Below are 23,421 nucleotides of genomic sequence, written 5' to 3' on the forward strand. Positions count from 1 at the left end.
GATTATTCGAGGCTTTCGAAATACGCTGCGAGCGCTGCAATCTCCTCGTAGGACAAACGTGAGGCCATCATTTCCATGGCCTGATTTTCGCGCACGCCGATTTTAAAGTCGTGCATAGCCAGCATGAACGTTTCGCGCGGCCAACCCAGAATACTGGGGATATTCGATGCGGTTCCTGATAATTGATGACAGGATGTGCAATCACCTGACAGGTATTCGCCATAGGCTGGATCGCCCTGAATATTCAAAAACGCATATTCAGGATCATGCTCTTTTTCTGGTTCGACCGAGGCTTCCTCGGTCTTAGCCGGCTCCTCTTCGGCGGCCTCCTCACCGCCTTCGGATCCGTCATCGGGCGTTACGTCCAGAACGGTTGCCCGCATCGTGATGGTAACACTATCCTTACAATCGGTCATGCAAACGTCACCCGCAAAAATCGGGTATTCTGTCGTCGCACGGTCATCCATGTAGAAATTCGGTTCATTGGGCAGGCGCACATCGACAAAGTTTTCGTTCGACAGTTCGAAATCGTCATCAACCAGATCGTTGACGTACAACAGATACGCGGTGATCGCATAAACTTCGTCGTTGGTCAGCGATTGGGCCATACCAAACGGCATCGCGCGATTGATGTAATCATAGACCGTCGACAGATATGGCCAGTAGGACCCAATGGTTTTAACGGGGTCTTCGTCCGATAGCGTACCTTGGCCGCCTGCTAGAACGGGCCAGCGCCCGACAGCTTCGCCAAAATCGCCATGACACATGGCGCATTTTTCGACGAACACTTCTTCGCCGGTCCAGACGTCACCGGACCCTGCGGGCAGGCCCGCGCCGTCAGGGCGCACGTCAATGTCCCATGCTGCGATTTCAACGGGCAGCGCGTCGCGGCCCAAACCGAAACCAGCGGTCTGCGGGGCAGGGGCGCCAGAGATAAAGGCACCAGCCTCTGCCGCAATTTTGATGGCATCCAATGACTGCGCGGCGGCTTCAGCTTCGGCTTCGATTGCTTCGGCCTGAGCGATTGCTTGGGCTGCGATCCGTTCGTTGTTGGCTGCGATCTGCGCCTGATATTGCATTGTTGGAATGGCATAGGCCAAACCGCAAATCGCTGTGACGCCGCCCAGGCCAGGGATCAAAATGCTAGACAGTTTTGTCATCTGATTTCCCCTTATTCAAAAGTTGCCAGATAGGCGATGATAGCGTCGATTTCTTCTTGGCTGCGTAGGCCGCGGAACGCCATTTTGGTTCCCGGCATTGCGCCGCGCGGATCGGCAAGGAATGCACCCAAAACATCGGCTGACCATTCGCCGCCCGCATCCAAAAGAGTATTGGAATAACGGAAACCATCAACACTGCCGATCGGACGACCGACGACTGCATTCAGGTGTGGACCTACGCCATTGCCTGCGCCATCGCCGACTTGGTGACAGGATTTACACTGACGGAACAGGGCTTCGCCTTCTGCCGCTATATCGACCTGAGGTTCTGCCGCTGCTGCGACAACGACGGCGTCTTCTTCGGCTGCGTTTTCGTCCTGCGGTGTTACGTCCAGAACCGACGCGTGCATCGTGATTTCAACGCTTTCCTTGCAGTTTTCCATACAAGGTTCGACGCTGAACAGCGGATATTCCGCAGTCGCACGGTCATCCATAAAGAAGTTTGGTTCATTGGGCAGGCGCACATCGACAAAGTTTTCGTTCGACAGTTCGAAATCGTCATCAACCAGATCGTTGACGTACAAAAGATACGCGGTGATCGCATAAACTTCGTCGTTGGTCAGCGATTGGGCCATACCAAACGGCATCGCGCGATTGATGTAATCATAGACCGTCGACAGATAGGGCCAGTAGGACCCGATGGTTTTAACGGGGTCTTCGTCCGATAGCGTACCTTGGCCGCCTGCTAGAACAGGCCAGCGCCCGACAGCTTCGCCAAAATCGCCGTGACACATGGCGCATTTTTCGACGAACACTTCTTCGCCGGTCCAGACGTCACCGGACCCTGCGGGCAGGCCCGCGCCGTCAGGGCGTACGTCAATGTCCCACGCTGCGATTTCAACGGGCAGCGCGTCGCGGCCCAAACCGAAACCAGCGTTGTCAGTGACGGGCGCGCCCGTATCCAACGGCTGAGCGGCCAGCGCATTGACCAGATCGGTCGCGGCAGCGGATGTCTCTGCGATTGCGGCCTGTGCTGCAGCGGCGCGTTCTTCGGCGGCTTGAACCGTGGCTTGAGCCGTTTCAATCACGTCGCTTTGGTGGTTGCCGGAATTGACAGCGACACCGATGCCGACGCCGATCCCAGCAAGCCCTAGAATTGTATACAGGCCATTAGGAGATTTCGACATTCTCGGCCTCTCCGTTTTCGTTCACAGCCCAAGTTTGGATGCTGTTGTTGTGGTAGATCGAATTTTCACCGCGCACGTGGCGCAGTTGTTCTTTGGTCGGTTGAACATATCCGGTGCTGTCATGCGCACGGCTTTGTAGCAGCATCGGTTTGCCGTCCCATTCGATATCCAAATAGAAACGGTGCATTGATTTGTTCAGCGATGGGCCAGACATACGGGCCTGTTGCCACGTGATGCCGCCGTCGATGGTCACATCCACGCGTGGGATGGTGCCGCGACCCGACCATGCAACGCCCGTGACGACCAATGGGCCGGGGCCTTGGGTGATGGGGGCCTGCGGGCTGGGCGATGTGATGACCGATTTCGCATCCATTTCCCACGTGAAACGGCGGGCCTGACCGTCCGCCAACAGGTCGGTATATTTGGATGTTTCTTCGCGGTGGTGCCAAGGCTGATCGCCGACTTCGATGCGGCGCAACCATTTGATCCACATGTTGCCTTCCCAGCCGGGAACAACTAGGCGCACAGGATAGCCCTGTTCGGGGCGCAAGGCTTCGCCGTTCATTTTGAACGCGACCAGACAGTCGTCCAGCGCCTTTTCGATCGGGATCGAACGGGTCATGCCGGATGCGTCTGCACCTTCGGGCATGATCCATTTGCCGGTGGTTTTTACGCCCGCTTCTTGCAACAGCAGACGCAGCGGAACGCCCGTGTACATCACGTTGTGGATCATGCCGTGGGTGAACTGACAGCCGTTCAGCTGTGCGCCCGCCCATTCCATGCCGGTGTTCGCCGCACATTCCAGGAAATAAACGTGGTTTTCACGCGGGAACCGCATCAGGTCCTCCATTGTGAAAACCAAAGGACGATCCACCAAGCCGTTGATCATCAGGCGGTGTTCAGCTGGATCAACTTCGGCGATGCCAGCGTGGTGACGTTCGAAACACAGACCGTTCGGCGTGATGATCCCGTCCAGTTCGTGCAGAGGGGTAAAGTTGACCGACGATACAGGGTCAGCGGTCAACCAAGGTACATCCTGACGGCGCACGTGGGATTCAAACTGGGATGGCATACCATAGGGGCGGGCATCGACGCCTTCGCCCAAATATTGGTTCCATTCCTGTTTGTTGATGATCGCGGGATCACCTTCGGCGTTTGCGGCCTTGGCGGAAACCATCGCGACACCGCTTGCGGCAGCGCCAGTTAGGAAACTGCGGCGAGTGGGTTTCATGCCTTTGTAAATTTTGGTCATGATGAGCGTCCTTTTGCTGGGGCGGGGCGGTTAAGCGCCCACAACCTGAACAGAGGTATTTGGCGCGACAGAGACAGTGCCCTGACGGCGGATGTAATTTTCGACAACGTCCCAAATGGCGGGGCCTTCGGTGCCTTCGTTGACCGAAGCCCATCCCGCGACCACATAGGTTTTCGCAGGATCGATCAGTTCACCCGTTTTCAGCAGGGTCATTTCGGAAATGCGGCTGCCGATCGGTTTGGTGATGTCGATTTTGTATCCCATGCCACCAACGCGAACCATGTCGCCGCCTTGTTGGTAATAAGGGTCTTCGTTGAACAGGTTGTCGGCCACGTCTTCCATGATGGTATGGATGAATTCACCTGTCATTTCAGTGCGATAGGCATTCGGGTAGGTCATCGATGTGACGTTCCACAGGTCTTCGCGGGTGATGTCCTGACCCGGCAGAACAGACGGGCCCCAACGGACGCCGGGCGACATGGAAATATCTGCATCACGTTCGTCGATCAGGGCCTGACAAATCAGGTCATCCCACGATCCATTGAAATTACCGCGGCGGTACAGCAGCGTGTCATCTGCCGTTTTGCCGATGACTTCGGTCAATTGATCAGCAAAGGGCGCGCGTTCGGCGTCAATCGCAGCCGAGACTTCGGCGTCGGGTGTGATCACATCTGCAAAGATCGGGATCAGTTTATGTTTGAAACCCATCATGCGTCCATCGCGGATATCCAGATCGACGCGGGACACAAATTTACCGTTCGAACCAGAGGCAACAACGATGGTTTCATTGACCAGATAGGGTTCAGGCAGCGCATCATGTGTGTGGCCAGACAGGATCACGTCGATGCCCTGAACGCGCGATGCCATCGCTTTGTCCACGTCGAAACCGTTGTGGGACAGCACGACGACAACGTCTGCACCCATGCCTCGCACTTCGTTGACCATTTCCTGCATGCGTTCGTCGCGAATGCCGAACGAATATTCAGGGAACATCCATCCGGGGTTGGCGATGGGCATATAGGGGAACGCTTGGCCAATGACGGCGACCTTTGCGCCGCCTCGTTCAAAGAATTTATAGGGTTCGAAATCTTCGGCGGGTTCGTCCCATTCGCTGTCGAAAATGTTCTGACCCAAGGCTGCGTAGGGCAGGTTGGACAGATGTTCGCGCACGCGGTCGCTGCCCAATGTGAATTCCCAGTGGAACGTCATCGCGTCCGGTTTCAGCATGTTCATGACGTTGACAACGTCCTGACCTTGGGTGTGGTAGCAGGTGTAGGACCCATGCCACGTATCGCCGCCATCCAGCAGGATCGCGTCAGGGCGATCGCCGCGGATCGCGTTGACCACGGTTGCCACGCGGTCGATCCCGCCCATGCGGCCATATCCGCGGGCAAGGGATGAAAAATCGTTATATGTCAGGGCGTAATGTGATGGGCTGTTGTCTGCGATGCCGTATGCACGGCGGAAATCAGCACCCGTGATGTGGGGAACGGCGCCTTTGTTGTCACCAACGCCCAAATTGATTTCAGGTTCGCGGAACCAAATCGGTTTCAGCTGCGCATGGATGTCCGTGATGTGGATCAGCGTGACGTTACCGAAGGTATCGAATTCCAACAGTTGATCCTGCGTCAGCAATTGCTGGGCGGCCAACTTGCCCCATTGCCCAAAACCGGACGCACCGACGATGGCGCTGGCTGCCATACTGGCCTGCAAAAAATCCCGACGAGAGATCATAAAAATACTCCGTTTGCAGACACGACAGGCGACTGCATTCATTAGGTTGAAATTCGGGTGAATAGGTTGGGCGACGCGTACGCCGCCCAGGAGGAGTCTGTTACGCGACTACGATATCTTTGGTTTCCGTGTAGACGCTGCCGTCGTCATCGTTCCAAGTAAAGGTAAACGTGCCCGATTCAGGAACTGTTGCTTGGAATTCGAAAAACGGGTTGGTCGAAATCGCAGGTTCCAACACCACGTCAATGACGTTCTGACCGTTAAAGTCACAGGTAAAGTGGTTGATGATCGAACGAGGGATCGGGTTGCCGTCGCCGTCTTTGCGCTGGCCGGATTCCATTGGGTGCGAAATCAGCGTTTTGATGGTGATAACCTCGCCTGCGGATGCTTCGCGGGGTACACGTACGCGTGGTGTTACATTGTCTGCCATGGTTTTATCCCCTTATGCCTTAGCCGCCGCAGCCGCCGATGGTTACTTTGACTTCCTGACTTGCACGGACAAAGCTGCCGTCAGGCATTTGCGCGATGGCGATCACGTCTTGGGTGCCTGCCAAACGCATACGGGTCGATGCAGAATGCGACCCTGCCAGAGGACCAAAGGTAAAGGTTGCGACCTCTGGGGTCGGGTTGCCGCCTGCAAACACAGCGATCATGGTTGCGCCTGGTGCGTTTACTTCGATCGGAACGGTGTTGCCGTTTTCAGCGATCTCTGGTGCGATCAGGGTCAATCCCTCAGAGCCAGCCTCTGCGCCATTCAGTAGCGCATCAATGGCGGCGTCTGCGTTTGCCATTGCTTTGAACGGGACGGCCGCGGCGATTGCGGTCCCCACTGTCATCAGCAGCGTATTTCTACGGGTAATCTGCATGGATACTCCTCCTCCAGATGTGCGGCCACGTCGATATGTGACCGAACTGCAATTACAAATCCTGCCCAATGCGGGCGCGAAAGTTGTCAAAGAGTGTCATGCAAAGCCGAACCTATCAGCTGTTTGCACCAGAAGCGTTCCTCCAAAAACGCGTCTGCCTCTCCCCTCTGGTGTACCGTAGCGTACCAACGCGGATTCTCGCAATAATAAAATCAAAAATTTGAATATGTAATTTTGATTATTTTAATAGTTGTTATTTTTCAAATGCTTGATTGGTATAGGGCCGCTATACTTTCGGGTTAAAGTAGTCGTGATAACGCTGGTGCAACCATGAGTAACCACCCCGCGATGCGTTCGATTGATCCCGTTCCGATCAAAATTGCAAACAGGATCAGAATGACCCCCATGACTTTTTCGGTGTAACGCATCAGCGCCCGATGGCGGTCAATCCAGCCTAAGAACGGGCGCGCAAACATTGCGGCAAATACAAAGGGGGCGGTCATCCCGATCCCATATGAAAACAGCAGTGCGGCGCCTTTCCACACGTCATCATAGCTGCCCGCTACAATCAAAACGCCGGTTAGGGCAGGGCCAACGCAAGGTGTCCAGCCGAACCCGAACGCAAGCCCCGTGATGTACCCCCCAATTAGGCCCGTGGCGGGTAGGCGGCTGTGAATGCGGGCTTCGCGGAAGAACAATGGGATTCGCATTAGGCCCAGAAAATGCAAACCGAACAGCGCCAGCACCACGGCCGCCACGATCTGTAGCGCGCCTTTCCATTCGGCAAATGCCGTGCCGACCGCCGTCGCGCCCATTCCCAACAGGACAAAAATCGTCGTCACGCCCAATGCGAAACTGATGGCGCTGACGATCAAACGGGTGTGAATGCCAACGGTTTCATGGCCGCCGTCGCGAATCTGTCCGATAGAAATGCCCGCCATGTAGCTTAGGTAAAATGGAACCAACGGCAGCACACAGGGCGTGAAAAACGATAAAAACCCTGCAATAGCAGCGCCTAGGTGGCTTATTTCGGGCATCCGAAGATTCCTTGAAAATTAGTGCATTCATATTAAAATAATTGAATGTTTAGATTTTTGGCTATCCCTTTTCTGATGTTTGCCCCGATTTCGGCCTTGGCCGAGGTCCAGATGATGATGGCCGAAAGGCCAGGGTGTCAGTGGTGTTTGGCATGGGACAAAGAAATCGGCCCGATCTATCCTGTCACCGACGAAGGCAAAACCGCCCCGCTGCGAAAGGTGGATGTGACGGATGGTATTCCTGACGACATCACATTGGCGCGGCCTGTTGTGTTTACCCCGACATTTGTTCTGCTGGTGGACGGGTCAGAGGTGAACCGCCTAGAAGGTTATCCGGGCGATGATTTTTTCTGGGGACTGATCGCAAATATGTTGCGCGACGGCGGGGTGCAGATCGTCGATGACTGACCCAACCCATATCGCAATTAGACCAAAGGTCGTAATCCCGCGCGGGTTATTGTGGTATGGTAATGCTATGGCTGTTGCATTAAACTTAGCAAAAGCCTCGGGCATGCGGGGTGAAATGTATTGATGCAGCCTCCTTTTGATATGAATATCCCCGTCCTTGATCCAGAAATGTCCGACGCCGAAATTACGGCGATTATGGAAAACGCGACCAAAGCGACCAATTACCTAAAGGCAATCGGTCACGAAGGTCGGTTGATGATCCTGTGTCATTTGGTGTCGGGTGAAAAATCCGTGACCGAGCTCGAAGATTTGCTCGCCTCTCGGCAGGCGGCGGTATCCCAACAGCTAAGCCGCCTACGCCTAGAGGGGTTGGTCCAACCCCGCCGCGACGGGAAAACGATCTATTACAGCTTGACGGATGATCGCGCGAAACAGATCATATCACTGTTGTTTGATTTGTTCTGTAAATAGCCCCTTCGTTTGCGGGGCGTCGACACAAGCATGGGGAGGATGCGAATGGTCGAACTGCTGGGCGAAGGTAACTTTGCGGCGCTGATAGGTGGTGTCGGTGGGATCCTTTTGGGGCTTGCGGCGCGTCTGGGGCGGTTTTGCACGTTAGGCGCAATCGAAGATCACGTATATTCCAGCAACGACACGCGTTTGCGCATGTGGGGCATGGCGATTGGCCTGTCCGTTTGTGCAACCTTCGTTTTGTCCGCATTGGGTTTGGTGGCTGAAACCCGCACGTTTTACCTACAGGTCGATGCGCAGCCGATCGTATCGATCATCGGCGGTCTGATTTTTGGGTATGGCATGGCGATCGCAGGCAACTGCGGGTACGGCGCATTGGCCCGATTGGGCGGCGGCGATCTGCGTAATTTTGTGATCGTAGCCGTGATTGGCGTTGCAACCTATGCCACATTTTCGGGACCGATTGCATGGGCCCGTCTGGCGCTTTTCCCCGACCGACCCCAATCCGAGGCTCCGGCTGGTATCGCGCATGTTCTGTCCAGCGCGACGGGGGTTCCGACATCCGTTGTCGGTATCGTCATTGGTTTGGCAATCGTCGCTATCACACTGTCATCCAAAGGTTTTCGCCAAGATTCAAAGGCTCTGTTCTGGAGCGCAATCGTCGCATTGTCCATCGTGACCGCTTGGGTCGGGATGACCTATGTAAACCGCGTCGGGTTTGATGATTTGACCATCGTGTCGCATACTTTCGCCGCGCCGATTGGTGAAACAATCCTGTATGCCATGACCGCAACGGGCCAAACCCTAAGCTTTGGGATCGGATCCATTGCAGGCGTATGGATCGGCGCATTCGTTGGCAGCCTGATCAAAGGCCATTTCCGTTGGGAAGCCTGCGAAGATCCACGTGAATTACGCCGCCAGATCATCGGCGCTGGGCTGATGGGCGTAGGCGCTGCGCTGTCCCTGGGGTGCAGTTTTGGCCAAGGGTTATCGGCCATGTCTGTGCTGGCCCTATCGGCGCCATTGACGCTGGCGGGGATCTACTTAGGTGCGCGGCTGGGTCTGAAACAGCTGGTCGAAGGGCGGCTGGCTTGGGGGCTATAGGCCCCCGTCCGCGCCCCGCGTCCGCGCGGGCATGTCATAGACCAACAGTTCGAACAGTTTGTGTTTATCCAATGGTTTGGCCAGCAGCGGTATGTCGATTTCGCGGCATTCGCGCTGTAGTTCGGTTGACCGATTGGCCGACAAAATCGCGGCTTTCACTTTGCCATAGCGTTCTGTGAACGCGCGATAGAATTCGACGCCGCTCATGCCGCTGCCCAATTGATAATCCAACAACAATCCGTCAGGGATTAATTCGATTTCTTCCAACAATGCCAGTGCCTCTTCGGCGCTGTGGGCGACCAGAACCTCTGCTCCGTGTTCTTCGACCATCAATGTGATCGCGGCAGATAGGGGGATGTCGTTTTCGACCAACAACAATACCTGGCCGGTCAATTCTTTGCCCCAGGTTCGAGGGGTTTCGGACGGGGTTTCTGGGTGTTTGGTGGCGTCGCACAGCGGCACGTTTAACGAAAAACAGCTGCCGACATCTGGCTGTGACCAGATGCCCAATGGATGGCCCAAACCGGCGGCGGCCCGTTCCACAATAGCAAGCCCAAGGCCCAGCCCTGTATTGTCGGCAGGACCATCACGGCGTTCGAATTCCTGAAAGATCGCTTTCTGGTCTTCTTCGGCGATGCCGCGGCCTGTGTCCCAGACTTCGATCCGCGCGGATTTGCCGTAGCGGCGCACACCGACCAGAATGCGCCCGTGATCAGTGTATTTGATCGCGTTTTCCATCAGGTTTTGGACGATGCGCCGCAGGTATGCGGGGTCGCTCATGACGGTTAGGTCGGCGATAACGATGCGCAGTTCCAACCCTTTGGCAACGGCTGTTGGCGTTAATTCATCGCGCAGCGGTTCCAAAATGGCCGACAGGCGCACTGGCTGAACTTTGAACGTGGCCTTGCCTGCATCCAGCCGTGAAATATCCAGCAAAGCTTCGATAATTTTTTCAACACTGAACAGCGCGGTTTCCGCTTTGGCGAGCACCCCGCGCGATGCGTCATCAGACAGACGGTCCGACAGGGATGACATGAACAGTTTTGCAGCTGATAGCGGCTGTAGCAGATCGTGGCTGGCGGCGGCGACGAAACGGGATTTGGATGCGTTCGCGCGTTCGGCCTCTGCCAAAGCAACGCCCAGTTCGGCCGTGCGGTCGCGCACGCCTTTTTCCAGACGTTCGTTGATTTCTGCCATCGCACGGGCTGCGTCGACTTCGGCTGTGACGTCGGTAAAGCTGATCACAAACCCACGATCGGGCATTTCCTGACAAAACACACGCAAGGTACGACCGTCTTGGCGCGTGGCTTCGAATTTCAAAGGGCGGCGGCGTTGGCGTTGCTTTGCCCATTTGATCAGACGGTCCGAACTTTGCCCGTCTGAATAGTGCACGCCATCGTCAAAGCTGTCCAAAAGTTCGTGGAATTGCAAACGGTGCACGGCGCGGCGGGGCGGCAAAGATAGCAATCCTTCGACGTTTGTATTCCAACCGACCAAGGCAAGCGTGTGGTCAAAAATACAAATCCCCTGATCCAGATGGTCCAAGGTCGCTTGCAAAGTACGGGCCTGCTGATCGCGCAGTTTGTTCCGCTCTTCGCGTTCGTTTTGCATGATTTCGGTGACGTCCGTTTGCAAAATAACGGTGCCACCACGTGCCGTTCGATGTTCCGAGACCTGAATCCAGCGGCCCCATCGAACCGCCACGTTAAACACCACGTGGCTTTCGGAATGCAGGGCCATGCGTTCGGCGGACCACTGCGCGCGGGTTTGGTCGGCGGGCAGGGCCAACGCTTTGCTGTGGGCAACCATGTCGACATAATCGCCAAAGCTAAGGCCTTCGTTCAGGTTGGACATGACGTCATGCATGTCGCGGCAAAAACGGCTGTTGAACAGCACCAGTTTTTCATCCGGATCGAACAAAGCGAACCCGTCATTCACGGTTTCAATCGCTTCGGCCAGATTGGTACGGGCGGCTTCGGTTTCGGCGTTTGCTGTTTCCAGCCGCGCGTTGGATTCTTGCAGCAGGTCGAGCGTACGTTCTAATTCAATCGTCCGTTCCCGCACTTGCGTTTCCAGCAGCGCAGCGCGTTCAAATTGCTGATAGGCTAGGCCGGTGTGTTCGCTTTTCTGTTCAACCCGTTTCATCAACGCTTGGGCGATGTTCAGCAATTTTTCGTTTTGCCGTTCCAGACTGTCTTCGGGGTTAACAAGCGACATTATGCGTTCCTAGGGCGCGTTACGATAAAATGCCACGCCGGTCATGGTGTGGTTTACATGCAGGGGGCCGATCTGTTCGCCATAGGTGGATAGGCCCAATACCTTGTTCGCGGCCATGATGTCCGACAGTTGGCGGGTTAATTGGGTTTGTTCGGCTTCGATCCGGCGCAAGATACAGTCGAAACTGATGATGTGATCGGGTTTTGCCTGAGCGGACAATTCGGCCATTTTCGCATTCAGGTGATCGACCATATTGTCGGCCGTGGCGACGGTCAGAACCATGCCTTCGTCGATGGCGGAAAAGAATACAAGTTCGCCGGCGTCATTGACCTGTTGAATGGCGCGGACGTGATGTTTGCCGCCCAGACGCACCACGACGGGATGGGAAGCAAATGTGAAACGGTCCAACTGTTCGGGATCTTTGCCGACGATCCGCGCGTATTCACGGGCAGCAGGTTCTGCGTTGATCGATTTCACGATCCGGCGTTCTGGATCGGCTTCGGTGACGACCATTTTCTGGTCGGTCGGAACCAGATGATCCAATGTAAAGACTTTGATCTTGGCCGAGCTGCGCAAGATATTCAGAATGGCCGCGTTTTTCATGACCTTGCCGTTGTACGCGATCAGCGTTTCGCTAAATCGCGTCCCATCACCGGCAGAGGCGCCCAGCAGCGGCGTATCGCGCAAGGCAGGGGAAATTGTGGCGGTCAACACGTCTTCACGCAGGGACAGGCCATCAATCGTCAGCAAGGCAAACCCATAGGATTTGTCTTCGTGTTTTTCTTGTAAACTCACGCGCTGTTGCGCGATGCGGTCGCTTAGGGATTGTGCATCGAAATCGGACAGATTTTCGATGATCACACCGCTGCAGGCAAAGGTTTCGGCGGGGAACCCAATGGCGATGATTTGGCCTTCTTCGTAGCCTTTCTGGCCAATTTCACCGGCGGTCGTACAGGCGACGATTTGGGTGTCCGGATACCGTTCTATCAGCGCATCGACAATGGGCCGAAAATCGGCTTGGGCGGTGATATAGACCGACAGCAACGCCAACTGTCCGTGCCCGATCTGATCTGCGATTTTGGAAATTGGGTCCTGCACGTTACAACACACTTGTGCTGTGCGCAAAACATCCGCGCACACGATATCCGACCCAACAGCCATAGCTGTTACATCTTCGTTTCTGGCCATAAGTCTCTCTCCCTACCCATCACGATAGGGGCGTTAACCTTCTTTTGGCAAGGGTTTTGCGAACTTCGCTTCTTGGGCCACCAGCACGGCTTGGGTGCGGCTTTGAACGTTCAACTTGCGCATGATGGATGTGACGTGCGCTTTGACCGTGGCCTCGGCGATGGACAGATCATAGGCGATTTGTTTGTTCAATTTGCCTTCGCAAATCAGTTCCAGAATGCGCGCCTGTTGGTTGGTCAGCGACGACAGGCGGGCAATGGCCAAAGTCTCTTCGTCGTCCTCTTGGCCTTCGACGAATCCTTGGGGGGTATAGATGTTGCCAGCGCCGATTTGTTCGATCGCGTCGCGGAACACATTGCGTGCGGAATGTTTGGGAACAAAACCCGACGATCCAGCCGCGATAGCGCCTTTGATGATGTTGTTATCGGTCATGGACGACACGATGATAATCGGCGTTTTGGTCGCCGACCGTTTGAGCCGGATCAGCCCATCCAATCCATTCACGTCTGGCAAATTCAGATCCAGCAGGATCAGGGCAGGGGCGCTGTTGGATGCGTCCAGTTTGGCCAAGGCGGCCTCTAGGCAGTTGGCGGTCTGAACTTCGCTAAAGTTTTGCAGCGATTTCAGGGTCAGTTCCAATGCGTCGCAAAACAGCGGGTGATCATCAACGACCAAAGCCCAGCCATTGACCTGTGGCATTACAGTTGGCGCTGTATCTGTCATTTGTTCTGTTTCCATAACCATACGGTAGCACCCTCTGTTGTCTCCTCCTACTTAGCCTAAAGACTATAATAGAAAATGCGCCCCCGACTATGGTCGGAGGCGCATCTATTTTTCAGTCAGCGATTAAATTACTGCGCCGAAGCCAGCTGCTGTGGCAGACGGAATGTCCAGACCATGCCGCCTTGGTTCAGGTAGTTGACCTCTTTGGCCACTTCGCCGCCCCACAGAGGAACCGCGCCGCCCCAACCGGATACAACCGACACGTACTGTTCGCCGTTCTGTTCCCATGTCACAGGCTGACCAACGATGCCCGAACCGGTCTGGAACGACCACAGCTCTTCGCCGGTTGCGGCGTCAAACGCCAGGAATTCGCCTTCTGGGTTGCCGGTGAAGACCAGACCGCCAGCGGTTGCCATCACGCCGCCCCACAGTGGTGCATCGTTTTTGTATTCCCAAACGATTTCGCCGGTGTCAGGGTCAATCGCTTTTAGCGAACCAATGTGGTCTTCGTAGTTTGGTTTGATGGTGAAACCAGCGCCCAAATACGCAGCACCCTGTTTGTAGGTGATCGGTTCGTTCCAGATGTCCATGCCCCATTCGTTCGATGGAACGTAGAACAGACCTGTTTCAGGCGAATGCGCCATTGGCATCCAGTTTTTGCCGCCCAAGAACGATGGCGATGCGAATACGACTTCGCCTTGGCCGCCGTCTGCTGCGTCTGCTGGGTTACCCGGACGGTTTTCTTCGTTGTAGATCGGACGACCGTTTTCATCGATGCCGCTAGCCCAAGAGATATCTTTGACGAATGGGGTTGCGGATACGAATGCACCGTCTTCGCGGTTCAGAACGTAGAAGAAACCGTTACGGTCTGCGGTTGCGAAACGGTCGTTACCGTCGCGGTCGGTGTATGCGACGACTTCGTTCACGCCGTCATAGTCCCAACCTTCGCGTGGGGTGGTCTGGAAATGCCATTTAATTTCGCCGGTCGCAGGATCAATGCCCAGACGCGATGCCGCGTACAGGTTGTCGCCCGTGTTGCCGTCAACTGGCGTGCCAGCGTTGCGCAGGTGGCTGTTCCAAGGTGCAGGGTTACCCGTGCCGAATACCAGCGTGTCGGTGTCCGCATCATACGAACCGCCCAGCCATGTCGCGCCGCCGCCTGTTTTCCACATGTCGCCCGGCCAGGTCGCGTTCAGCGTGCCAGTCATGGTGGATTCTTCGCCGTTCAGAGTGCCCATGTGGCCTTCGATCACGGGGCGATCCCAGATCAATTCGCCGGTTTCAGCATCGCGTGCCTGAACCGCGCCAACGATACCGAATTCACCGCCCGAATTGCCGGTGATGACCATGCCATCAACGATCAGCGGGGCTGCGGTCATCGAATAACCAGCCTTGTAGTCAGCGACTTTTTTGTTCCAAACAACGTCACCGGTTTTCAGGTCCAGCGCCACGATACGTGCGTCCAGAGTGCCGAAATAGATGTTGTTGCCATAGATCGCGCCACCACGGTTGATTACGTCACAGCAAGGCAGGATGCCTTCGGGCAGGCGTGCGTCGTACTGCCAGATTTCTTGGCCGGTCATGACGTCGATCGCGAACATGCGCGAATACGAACCGGTGATATACATGATACCGTCGTGGATCAGCGGCTGGGTTTCCTGCCCGCGCTGTTTTTCACCGCCTAGCGAAAATGCCCATGCGGGAACCAGATTTTCGACGTTGTCGGTGTTCAGGGTGTCTAGCGGCGAAAAACGCTGAAGGTGACGGCCCATGCCGTTTGTCAAAACGTCACCGACAGAGTCGGTGTCATTCAGCAGCATGTCTTCGGTTACTTCGGCGTTTGCAGCGCCCCCAATCAATAGTGTTGCAGTGACTGCGGCTACGAACCTGTTCATTTCGGCTCCTCCCTATGGCCAGTTGAAATGGATCAGGGCGAGTCAGTCCCTGATCGGTCTGGACCAAGTATTCAGCGAAATTGAGTTCACGAGATATTGAACGATAGTCGTACGACCTTTTCGGGCTTGACCGATAGGGGGCAAGGCTTTGGTCGTATTTCCGCCTTTTGCGAAATCGGTTCTGATCTACCCAAGTGAGGGAGGATCACATGACATTCATGAAACCACTGGGCGCGGCGATGGTCGCACTGTGTACTGCAACAACGGTTTGGGCCGAAACGCCGAATTTGCGTGCGGCTGTGTTGGAATTCGGGACAGTTAATTGGGAATTGGACACCATCCAACACCACGAACTGGATACCGCCAACGGGTTTGAATTGCAGGTCATGGGCGTTGGCGGCGGGTCCGCTGCCCAAGTCGCGTTTCAGGGCGGCGAAGCAGATGTGATCGTTTCTGACTGGCTGTGGGTCGCGCGGCAACGCGCGGCGGGGCATGATTATGTGTTTATCCCGTATTCATTGGCTGTCGGCGGCGTCATGGTCGGTGCGGATAGCGATGCACAAACGCTGGCAGATTTGCGGGGGAAATCCATCGGGATCGCAGGCGGTCCACTGGATAAAAGTTGGCTGATCCTGCGGGCCTATGCCGAAAAAAATCACGACATGGATTTGGTCGCGGAAACGGAACAAGTATTCGGTGCGCCGCCTTTGATTTTCGGATCGGCAACCTCGGGCGAATTGGATGCAGCGATTAATTTCTGGCATTTCATGGCGAAAATGCAGGCGGCTGGCATGCGCGAATTGATTTCGGTGGCGGATGCCGCGACAGATTTGGGACTGGACCCTGAAACGCCATTGCTGGGCTATGTTGTGCGCGGTGAATTGTTGGCGGAACATCCTGATTTGGTGCATGGGCTCGCCGCTGCATCGCGCAGCGCCAAAGATATTTTGGCAACCAATGATGCCGAATGGGACCGTCTGCGCCCGCGCATGAACGCCAAAACCGATGCGCAATTTGATGCGCTGGTCGCTGGGTTTCGGGCGGGTATTCCATCTACAGACCCCGTTGACGAAGACGCCGCAGCACGCATGTTGGACCTGATGATCGAACTGGGCGGAGAGGAGCTGGTCGGCTCCGTCACCTCTATGCCCGAGGGCGTGTTTTACAGCGGCAACTGACCATGCAGCCCCAGATCATACCAATGGCCCAGCCAGACCGATCGGCCGTTCTGTCGTTGCAATTGAACAGTTTCAGCTATGGCAACGCGCAGGTGTTGGGGGCGATCGATTTGACAATTCAGCGCGGCGAAACGGTCGCGCTGGTGGGGCCATCTGGCATTGGGAAATCATCGATCCTGCGTATTTGCGCGGGGCTGGAACAGCCCATCGGCGCAAAGTGCCGTTTGCGCGGACGCGTCAGTGTCGTGTTTCAGGAACCCACATTATTGCCGTGGCGCACATTGGTGGAAAACCTGACGCTGACCACAGGCATATCGCGGGCCGCGGCACGTGATGCATTGGCCGCTGTGGGGTTGGCGGGGCGCGATGCCGATTTCCCTGGGCAAATGTCATTGGGCCAGCAGCGGCGTTTGGCGTTGGCCCGCGCGTTGTCTGTGCGGCCTGATTTGTTGCTGCTGGACGAACCGTTTGTATCGTTGGACCCGCAAACGACAGACGACATGATGGAATTGTTCGACACGCTGCGCGGTGAATACGATCTAACGACAATCATCGTCACCCATGCCGCGTCAGAGGCCGAAAGGCTGGCGACCCGCATCGTGACCTTGGGCGGAGCGCCAGCGGTGATCACGCGTGATCAGAAAACGGGCGCATAACGCCAGTTATCGGCGTCTGGCGTGACTTCCTCTAGATCATAATCGGCGCCTTGCAGACGTTTGGCGATTGGCAACCCTTCTTCGGCGGCTTCGTCCACCAGCGCGCGACCGGCAGCTTCGTCCTGCGCGACACCGTAGCCGCGCATCAGGCTGATACCATAGTTGAATTTGCCAACTGGATCACCCAGCTCTGCCGCCATCCGATCCCATTCGGCGGCCGCATCGGGATCGTATTCACCGCCCAGACCGTTGTTATCCAGCTGGCTCATCCACGTCATGGCGCCTGTGTATCCGTCACGGGTGCAGTTCAAGAACAATTGCCTTGCTTCTTCGTGGCGGCCCGATTTGGTCAGCAGATACCCCGTCGAACAAATCACCATCCCCGTTTCACCGCGTTCGGCGCGATCCAAAATGGATTCCCACGTCATTTCATCAGGGTTCAGCGTCCCCAGATCGTCACCTTCGGCGGTTGCGATGCTGGCCGTTGCGACCAATAGCGACACACATATCTTTTTCATGACTTTCCCCATTATGATCTGGCTACGCGGGCAGAGTTATAGCCCCACAGCGCGAGCGCGGTGAAAATTGCGGTAGATAAAACGGTCCAACCCAGTGCGGGCAGATTCCATTGCAGATAGGCGGCGAAACGGATCAGTTCGACGCCGTGGGTAAATGGATTGACCGCACAGATGTTGTGTAAAAGGACCGAACTTTCGGCCATTTTCCACAGCGGGTACAATGCAGACGACAGGAAAAACATCGGAAATATGACGAAATTCATTACGCCAGCAAAGTTTTCCAATTGTTTGATAAAGCTGGATAAAAACAAACCCAATGCGCCCAGCATGATCCCTGTGATCATCAACGCCGGTGCAATGGCCACATAGCCGAATGCGGGTAATTTGATCCCGAAACCTGCCGCCACGGCCAGAAAAGCGTAGACCTGCAAAATCGAAATCATCGTCGCGCCGATCAGTTTCGACAGCAGCAGCCACCAACGCGGCAAATTGCAGGTCAGCAGCAATTTCATCGACCCCAATTCGCGATCAATGATCAGGCTTAGCGATGATTGCATGCCGTTAAACAGCAGGATCATGCCGCATAGCCCGGGCACGATGTATGTTTCATAGGTGATATAGGTTTGGTAGGGCGGGATGATCGACAGCCCCAATGCGGCGCGAAAACCAGCGGCAAAGACCAATAGCCAGATCAGGGGCCGTACCAGCGCGGCAATAAACCGTTCGCGCTGGTGTATGAAACGCAATGTTTCGCGCCAAACGATCGCCTGTAGGGCAGTCCAATACATCATGCCGACACCATCGATAGAAACGCATCGTTCAGATTGCGGGGGCCACGGATGACACCAGCGGTTCCATTGGCCAAAACGCGTGATTGATGCAGGACCACCAGTCGATCCGCATCCCAAATTTCATCCGGCAAATGGGTTGCCCATAATACGGTTGTGCCATCAATCGTCAGATCATGGACGTGATCGGTGATTGCCTTTCGGCTTTGCGCGTCCAGACCAACAGTTGGTTCATCCAGAAGCAAAACTTTGGGATTGTGCAGCAAGGCCCGCGCAATTTCGGTGCGGCGGCGATGTCCGCCATTCAAGGACCGCGTTTTGTCATCGGCGCGATCAGTGATGAACAATCGTTCTAAAACGGCATCAATCCGTTTTGCACGTTCTTTGCCTCGAATACCGTGAAGGGCGGCAAAATAGGACAGGTTTTGCCTGACGGTCAGATCCAGATCCAGCGTTGGCTGCTGAAACACGATGCCCAATTGCGCCAAACCGGCCCGCCGGTGCGTTGCAATGTCATGGCCCGCGATCGTCACATGGCCTGCGCTGGTCGCACGCAAGCCCGACAGGATGGAAAACAGGGTCGATTTGCCCGCACCGTTTGGGCCCAGTAAAGCGCAAAATCGACCCCGACCGATATCAAAGCTGACGTCCGACAGCGCGGTTCTCTTGCCATAGGAAAACGTCAGCCCTGATACCGAAATTCCGTTCATTCGATGGTGATCTCCATCCGTTGGGTTTCGCCCGTGGTGCCAGGGATTTTGATGTAATATTGGCCGGGTTTGATGGCGACGAACCCGATCTCCATTTCGCCGGCTTCGTCAAATTCGATGCTGTCCAACCCTAGGGGGCGGATTTCCAACCCTTCGACGACGATTTCGTCAATCCAGATGGCGCGGAAGAATTCGGGGCCGACCAGCGCCAATTCTTGACTGCCGTCACCGATGATTTCGAATTCATAGTAGGCGCCCGATTTCAAAACCCAATCCGTTTCAGAAATGGGCATGCCCGCGGACAAAGTGATTGGCGGCAGGTTATTCTGGTTGCTGCCCGACAATAGGCCAGCCGCGCCAAAACCCATATCGTCGTCATCGTCCGCAAAGGCGGCGGTGGCTGCACATATAGCGAATGCTGTAATTAGGCGTTTCATGGTTTCTCCCTCTTAGTTCGTTGGCCGATATGCCGCGCCCCAAGGAAAGCGGCCGACTTTGATTGTTTTGATGGCTTCGCGGCTGGCGACATCGATCACGGTCACGTCGCCCGACACGCCGTTCGTGGTGAATAGCTGCGATTTGTCGCCGTTGAACGCCATGTGCCAAACGCGGCGTCCGACGAGGATGTAATCCTCTACCTCGAACGTTTGGGCGTTGACGGCGGCGATGTGGTTGGCTGGCCCCAATGCGACAAAGACGGTTTCGTCGCCTTCGGAAAATTCAAACCCAACGGGCTGAACGCGGTCTGGGTGGATGCCTGCGATTTCGAACTCCATTTTGCCGATTTCGGTCTGGGTTTCGACGTCAAACACCGTGACCGTGCCGCCGATTTCCGAACTGACCCACATCTGTTTGCCGTCCCGCGTGAATTCGGCGTGGCGGGGGCGGCTATCGACCAGAGTGTTCGCGAACAGCTGCTGTGTTTCGGTGTCGATCCAATGGGCCATGTTGGTGGTTTCGGACGTGGTGATCGCTATTTTCCCGTCGGGGGAAACGGCCATGCCTTCGGGTTCGACGCCCACGTCGATCTGAGCCACCACGCGGCGGGTTTCGACATCAACCACGGTGGTGATCGCGTCGTCTTCGTTCGCGATGTATAGATGCACGTCATCTGGATGCAGAACGAACTGTTCAGGGTCTTCGCCCGATGGCAGGTCGTGCAGAATTTCGCCCGTGTTTGGGTCCATCACCTGTACGGCGTCGCTGTCTGATGCGCAGATGTACAGGCGGCTGTAATCATGGCTGAACGTGATGCCGCGGGGGCGTTCGCCTGTTGGGTAGGTCTGGATGACCTCTAGCGTGTTGGTGTCGATCACCGAAACGGTGTCGTCTTTTTCGTTGGTGACCCAGATTTCATCGGACCACGCGGTGGTCGATAGCAGGGTCAGGCATAGGGCAGAACGCAGGATCATTTATAGGCCTCGCATTGGCTTTCTGGGCGGTCAAGGCCCAAAGAATCTAGTTCGTTAACGTGGTGCAGGAATCCATCTAGCGGAGCCGTAGCCACCAAGGCACGCGGGTGCGCGATGGCGATCGGCTGGCGCAATTGGCCGTTCCAATCGCGGTAGGTTAGGGGGCGGCCTTTGAACCCGGCCAGTTCGAAATCATCCGATAGGATGTAGGCGCGAAGGGTGTCAAAATCGTTCGAATTTGTGCGGGTGACAGCCTCGCCCACTGTGCGAACGGCGGCCCATGCGGCGTAATCCACGGGGTCCATCGGGCGATCATGAGCGTCTGTGAAACGGCTTTGTAATTGGGCGGCGCCCCATTGTTCGATCACGGGCGCCCAAGCGGTGGCGGTTAACCCTTCGGATCCTGCAACAGGGCGCGGATTCCACGTGTTATATAGAATGTAACGACCAAAATCGTGGGTTTCGTCCGCAACGACCAAAACGTCGTAGTCCCCGAAATCTTGGGTGAATAGGGGGACCTCGGCGGACGCAGCGCGGCGCATGTCCGCGTCAAAGGCCCAAGTTTTTTCATCCCCCATCCGCATTCCGAATTTACGAACAGAGTTGCGCATCGCATTGGCATAGGCGGTGTCGGCGGGATAAGTGCCCGTAATCATGACGACTTCTGTCCAGCGGCGGGAAACAAACAGTTGTGCCAAAGCATCTGTTTCCATCGCATTGGATGGGATCGTGTGCAGTAGATTGGCGCGGCAATCGGCACTGCGCAGCGATTGGTCTTGGGCCGACGCGTTGAACAAAATCGCGTTTTGGGCAGGTTGCAAATCCGCAATAGCGATCAAGGCATCCATCGGCGCGTCGATCACAAGGTATGGCGATATGGCCAATAAATCCGTCGCCGCAGCCAAATAATCACCGTCAATGTCGACGGATGTTTGCGTCAGACTGTAGGTGTGATTCAGAAAACGGCCCGTTGTTTGGTTGTCTGCGATGCCGGTCACGGCGCCTGCAGTTCCCAGATTTTCCGGTATTTCGTCCAACCGCGACAGCGTCGGAGGCGGCGGCGTGATGACGGATAAATATCCAATCGTAATATCGACATCGGCCAAAACCGATGTCCCCCATAGCGCGGCAAAGATAGCGGCGCTTGTTCGTGTCCTCCCGTTCATCATGCCTCCACGCTAGATGATGGTTTTCCCTGATCCGTATTGGACATTGGTATCAATCCGTGTGGTACCCCAACCAAAGTCGAATACCGCCCAGAAACCGCGTTGATGTAGGCATTGGAAAACCACATCTGGAGGAGACACCCGATGACCACTCAAATGCGTAGCCGCCTGATTGCAGCAGCCGCGTTGTCCATGCTGGCAGGTTTTGCCAATGCGCATGGCGATGTTGCGCCTCAGGCCGTTGATACCGCGGGCTTGCCCGAAACCGGCGACGAATGGCTAATCGAAAACCCATATCGCGCCGATAAAGTTGGCGAAGAAACATGGCTGCGTGCCGTGCAGATCGGTTCGTCCGGTTACAACCAGAACTGTGCGCGCTGCCACGGGCTCGAGGTTGTGTCGGGCGGTCTGGCCCCTGATTTGCGTTTCCTAGAGGCCGAAGAATACGGCGACGAATGGTACGTTGAACGGTTCCGTTTCGGTTATACCCAGAACGGCATCACCAAAATGCCGGGCTTTGGCGAATTGCTGGGCCAAGACGCAGCATGGGCGATCCGCACATACATCGAAACCCGCCCGGATTCCTACGCGATGGAAGAATACGCAGACGAGCTAAAGGCGCTGCGTGACCAGATGGCAGGATACGGCGAAAACGCGGATGGCGCAGACGCAGACGCGATCAAAGCCCGCCTGTCGGAAATCGCAGCCGCCGTTCCAACCATGTCGGGCGCACCTGTCGCAGACAGCATCGCATCGCGCGCTGTGGTTCAGATTGACGGTTCCGCCGAAGGGTACACCAAAGCGGCCGAAACCCTGACCATCGGCCTGTCGGCGGCCCACTAAATATGAACGGGCGCCTAGGGACCTTAACCTTGGGCGTTCTGGGCCTGCTCTTTGCTGGGCAGGCCTATGCGGCCGATCCGTGTGCCGATTATGTGCCGCAAGAACGCCCCCAGAACGTTGGCCGCGATATCGTGGGTCAAGAACTGGATACGATTATCGAACAGGGCAGCATGTTGTTTGCCGTGTACGAAAACTACCCCCCATACAGTTGGGAAGAGGCCGGTCAGGCCAAAGGCGTTGATGTTGATATCGCCCGTCTGATCGCCGAAGAACTGGGCGTCGAGGCCCATTTCAATTTTGTCCAAGCCGGCGAAAACCTAGAGGCGGACCTGCGGAACAACATCTGGAAAGGCCCCATTGTCGGTGGGCGCGTTTCAAACGTCATGATGCGGGTGCCCTATAATTCGACGTTTAAATGTCGCGTCGAACAGGTTGTTTTTACTGGACAATATGCCAGTGAATCGATCGCCATCGGGTATGACATAGACAGCTATCCCGATGAAAAACCCGTCCCTGCCTATTTCCGTTTCGATACGGTTGCCGTCCAAAACGACACCATCGCAGATTTCTATCTGTCCGCTTTTCCGGGCGGTCAATTGGGCGGGAATATCCAGCGCTACGTTGACATGCGCCAAGCGATGGGCGCGATGGAGCGAGGGGATGCGATGGCCGTCATGGGGCCTCTGGGTCAGATCGAATACAGCCTGACGGATGCATCGGGCGTGCACCAACCGCCGCTACCTGGGTTTGCGGTGGGCGAATGGACGTTGGGTGTGGCTGTGAATTTCCGCTATCGCCCGTTGGCCTATGCGGTGGATGACGCGATTTACGCGGGCCTATCCGATGGCCGTATCCCAGCGATTTTCGAAAGCTATGGGCTGACATTCCAGCCGCCCGAACGCTAACGA

General features: G+C 55.8%; 24 protein-coding genes. 7 read left to right on the forward strand and 17 right to left on the reverse strand.

Annotated features, from left to right (window positions below):
• Positions 1–2 precede the first annotated feature (2 nt).
• From ACXAGA_RS12745 to ACXAGA_RS12775, 7 genes are all read right to left on the reverse strand, one after another.
• Positions 3–1,160: a c-type cytochrome gene (locus tag ACXAGA_RS12745; RefSeq protein WP_475117862.1), complete on the reverse strand. Its 1,158-nt coding sequence runs from the start codon at positions 1,158–1,160 to the stop codon at positions 3–5.
• An 11-nt stretch (positions 1,161–1,171) separates the two neighbouring features.
• Complete coding sequence (locus tag ACXAGA_RS12750) at positions 1,172–2,347, reverse strand: c-type cytochrome (protein WP_475117863.1); 1,176 nt, start codon at positions 2,345–2,347, stop codon at positions 1,172–1,174.
• Positions 2,331–3,599: a sulfite dehydrogenase gene (gene soxC / locus ACXAGA_RS12755; RefSeq protein ID WP_475117864.1), complete on the reverse strand. Its 1,269-nt coding sequence runs from the start codon at positions 3,597–3,599 to the stop codon at positions 2,331–2,333. Before soxC ends, ACXAGA_RS12750 begins: the two co-directional genes overlap by 17 nt.
• A gap of 30 nt (positions 3,600–3,629) precedes the next feature.
• The gene (gene soxB, locus ACXAGA_RS12760; protein ID WP_475117865.1) at positions 3,630–5,333 is read right to left on the reverse strand and encodes a thiosulfohydrolase SoxB; all 1,704 of its coding nucleotides are present in this window, start codon (positions 5,331–5,333) and stop codon (positions 3,630–3,632) included.
• 100 nt (positions 5,334–5,433) lie between these two features.
• Entirely contained in the window at positions 5,434–5,763 is a 330-nt protein-coding gene (gene soxZ / locus ACXAGA_RS12765; protein ID WP_475117866.1) for a thiosulfate oxidation carrier complex protein SoxZ, read from the reverse strand.
• A 19-nt stretch (positions 5,764–5,782) separates the two neighbouring features.
• Positions 5,783–6,199, reverse strand: a complete 417-nt coding sequence (gene soxY, locus ACXAGA_RS12770) for a thiosulfate oxidation carrier protein SoxY (protein WP_086450135.1) — start codon at positions 6,197–6,199, stop codon at positions 5,783–5,785.
• Between the two features lie 299 nt (positions 6,200–6,498).
• On the reverse strand, positions 6,499–7,236 hold the full coding sequence (locus tag ACXAGA_RS12775; protein ID WP_475117867.1) for a cytochrome c biogenesis CcdA family protein: 738 nt from the start codon (positions 7,234–7,236) through the stop codon (positions 6,499–6,501).
• A gap of 45 nt (positions 7,237–7,281) precedes the next feature.
• Between ACXAGA_RS12775 and ACXAGA_RS12780 the strand changes: the two genes are divergently transcribed.
• The 3 genes from ACXAGA_RS12780 to ACXAGA_RS12790 all read left to right on the forward strand — a co-directional run bounded on the left by ACXAGA_RS12780 (position 7,282) and on the right by ACXAGA_RS12790 (position 9,219).
• Positions 7,282–7,644, forward strand: a complete 363-nt coding sequence (locus ACXAGA_RS12780; RefSeq protein WP_475117868.1) for a hypothetical protein — start codon at positions 7,282–7,284, stop codon at positions 7,642–7,644.
• Positions 7,645–7,785: 141 nt separating this feature from the next.
• Entirely contained in the window at positions 7,786–8,115 is a 330-nt protein-coding gene (locus tag ACXAGA_RS12785) for an ArsR/SmtB family transcription factor (protein ID WP_475117981.1), read from the forward strand.
• Between the two features lie 45 nt (positions 8,116–8,160).
• On the forward strand, positions 8,161–9,219 hold the full coding sequence (locus tag ACXAGA_RS12790; RefSeq protein ID WP_475117869.1) for a YeeE/YedE family protein: 1,059 nt from the start codon (positions 8,161–8,163) through the stop codon (positions 9,217–9,219).
• Here the strand turns inward: ACXAGA_RS12790 and ACXAGA_RS12795 are convergent.
• The 4 genes from ACXAGA_RS12795 to ACXAGA_RS12810 form a co-directional block, all read right to left on the reverse strand.
• The gene (locus ACXAGA_RS12795; RefSeq protein ID WP_475117870.1) at positions 9,214–11,436 is read right to left on the reverse strand and encodes a hybrid sensor histidine kinase/response regulator; all 2,223 of its coding nucleotides are present in this window, start codon (positions 11,434–11,436) and stop codon (positions 9,214–9,216) included. The genes ACXAGA_RS12790 and ACXAGA_RS12795 overlap by 6 nt on opposite strands.
• A gap of 9 nt (positions 11,437–11,445) precedes the next feature.
• Positions 11,446–12,624, reverse strand: coding sequence for an FIST signal transduction protein (locus ACXAGA_RS12800; protein WP_475117871.1), 1,179 nt, complete (start codon positions 12,622–12,624; stop codon positions 11,446–11,448).
• Positions 12,625–12,657: 33 nt separating this feature from the next.
• Positions 12,658–13,347, reverse strand: coding sequence for a response regulator (locus ACXAGA_RS12805; RefSeq protein ID WP_475117872.1), 690 nt, complete (start codon positions 13,345–13,347; stop codon positions 12,658–12,660).
• Positions 13,348–13,475: 128 nt separating this feature from the next.
• Positions 13,476–15,242 carry a PQQ-dependent methanol/ethanol family dehydrogenase gene (locus tag ACXAGA_RS12810; protein WP_475117873.1) on the reverse strand — a complete coding sequence of 589 codons (1,767 nt, stop codon included), beginning with the start codon at positions 15,240–15,242 and terminating at the stop codon, positions 13,476–13,478.
• 218 nt (positions 15,243–15,460) lie between these two features.
• Here ACXAGA_RS12810 and ACXAGA_RS12815 point away from each other — a divergent pair, with 218 nt between their 5' ends.
• Together ACXAGA_RS12815 and ACXAGA_RS12820 are read left to right on the forward strand one after the other, a co-directional pair.
• On the forward strand, positions 15,461–16,420 hold the full coding sequence (locus tag ACXAGA_RS12815) for an ABC transporter substrate-binding protein (protein WP_475117982.1): 960 nt from the start codon (positions 15,461–15,463) through the stop codon (positions 16,418–16,420).
• A 23-nt stretch (positions 16,421–16,443) separates the two neighbouring features.
• On the forward strand, positions 16,444–17,076 hold the full coding sequence (locus tag ACXAGA_RS12820) for an ABC transporter ATP-binding protein (protein ID WP_475117874.1): 633 nt from the start codon (positions 16,444–16,446) through the stop codon (positions 17,074–17,076).
• Here ACXAGA_RS12820 and ACXAGA_RS12825 read toward each other — a convergent pair.
• Genes ACXAGA_RS12825 through ACXAGA_RS12850 form a run of 6 tightly spaced genes read right to left on the reverse strand, consistent with a single transcriptional unit; the run spans position 17,058 to position 21,673 of the window.
• Positions 17,058–17,594: a tetratricopeptide repeat protein gene (locus ACXAGA_RS12825; protein WP_475117875.1), complete on the reverse strand. Its 537-nt coding sequence runs from the start codon at positions 17,592–17,594 to the stop codon at positions 17,058–17,060. The genes ACXAGA_RS12820 and ACXAGA_RS12825 overlap by 19 nt on opposite strands.
• A gap of 11 nt (positions 17,595–17,605) precedes the next feature.
• Positions 17,606–18,385: an ABC transporter permease gene (locus ACXAGA_RS12830; protein ID WP_475117876.1), complete on the reverse strand. Its 780-nt coding sequence runs from the start codon at positions 18,383–18,385 to the stop codon at positions 17,606–17,608.
• On the reverse strand, positions 18,382–19,092 hold the full coding sequence (locus ACXAGA_RS12835) for an ABC transporter ATP-binding protein (RefSeq protein WP_475117877.1): 711 nt from the start codon (positions 19,090–19,092) through the stop codon (positions 18,382–18,384). The genes ACXAGA_RS12830 and ACXAGA_RS12835 overlap by 4 nt, the downstream gene beginning before the upstream one ends.
• Entirely contained in the window at positions 19,089–19,529 is a 441-nt protein-coding gene (locus ACXAGA_RS12840) for a hypothetical protein (protein WP_475117878.1), read from the reverse strand. Before ACXAGA_RS12840 ends, ACXAGA_RS12835 begins: the two co-directional genes overlap by 4 nt.
• A 12-nt stretch (positions 19,530–19,541) precedes the next feature.
• Positions 19,542–20,504, reverse strand: a complete 963-nt coding sequence (locus ACXAGA_RS12845) for a YVTN family beta-propeller repeat protein (protein WP_475117879.1) — start codon at positions 20,502–20,504, stop codon at positions 19,542–19,544.
• Positions 20,501–21,673, reverse strand: coding sequence for an ABC transporter substrate-binding protein (locus ACXAGA_RS12850; RefSeq protein WP_475117880.1), 1,173 nt, complete (start codon positions 21,671–21,673; stop codon positions 20,501–20,503). Before ACXAGA_RS12850 ends, ACXAGA_RS12845 begins: the two co-directional genes overlap by 4 nt.
• A 141-nt stretch (positions 21,674–21,814) precedes the next feature.
• Here ACXAGA_RS12850 and pedF point away from each other — a divergent pair, with 141 nt between their 5' ends.
• Positions 21,815–22,513, forward strand: a complete 699-nt coding sequence (gene pedF, locus ACXAGA_RS12855; protein ID WP_475117881.1) for a cytochrome c-550 PedF — start codon at positions 21,815–21,817, stop codon at positions 22,511–22,513.
• Positions 22,514–22,515: 2 nt separating this feature from the next.
• Positions 22,516–23,418 (forward strand): substrate-binding periplasmic protein, encoded by a 903-nt coding sequence (locus ACXAGA_RS12860; RefSeq protein ID WP_475117882.1) that lies wholly within the window; start codon positions 22,516–22,518, stop codon positions 23,416–23,418.
• The last annotated feature ends 3 nt before the right edge of the window (positions 23,419–23,421 follow it).

It is taken from the genome of Marivivens sp. ABH4_498, assembly GCF_056160585.1.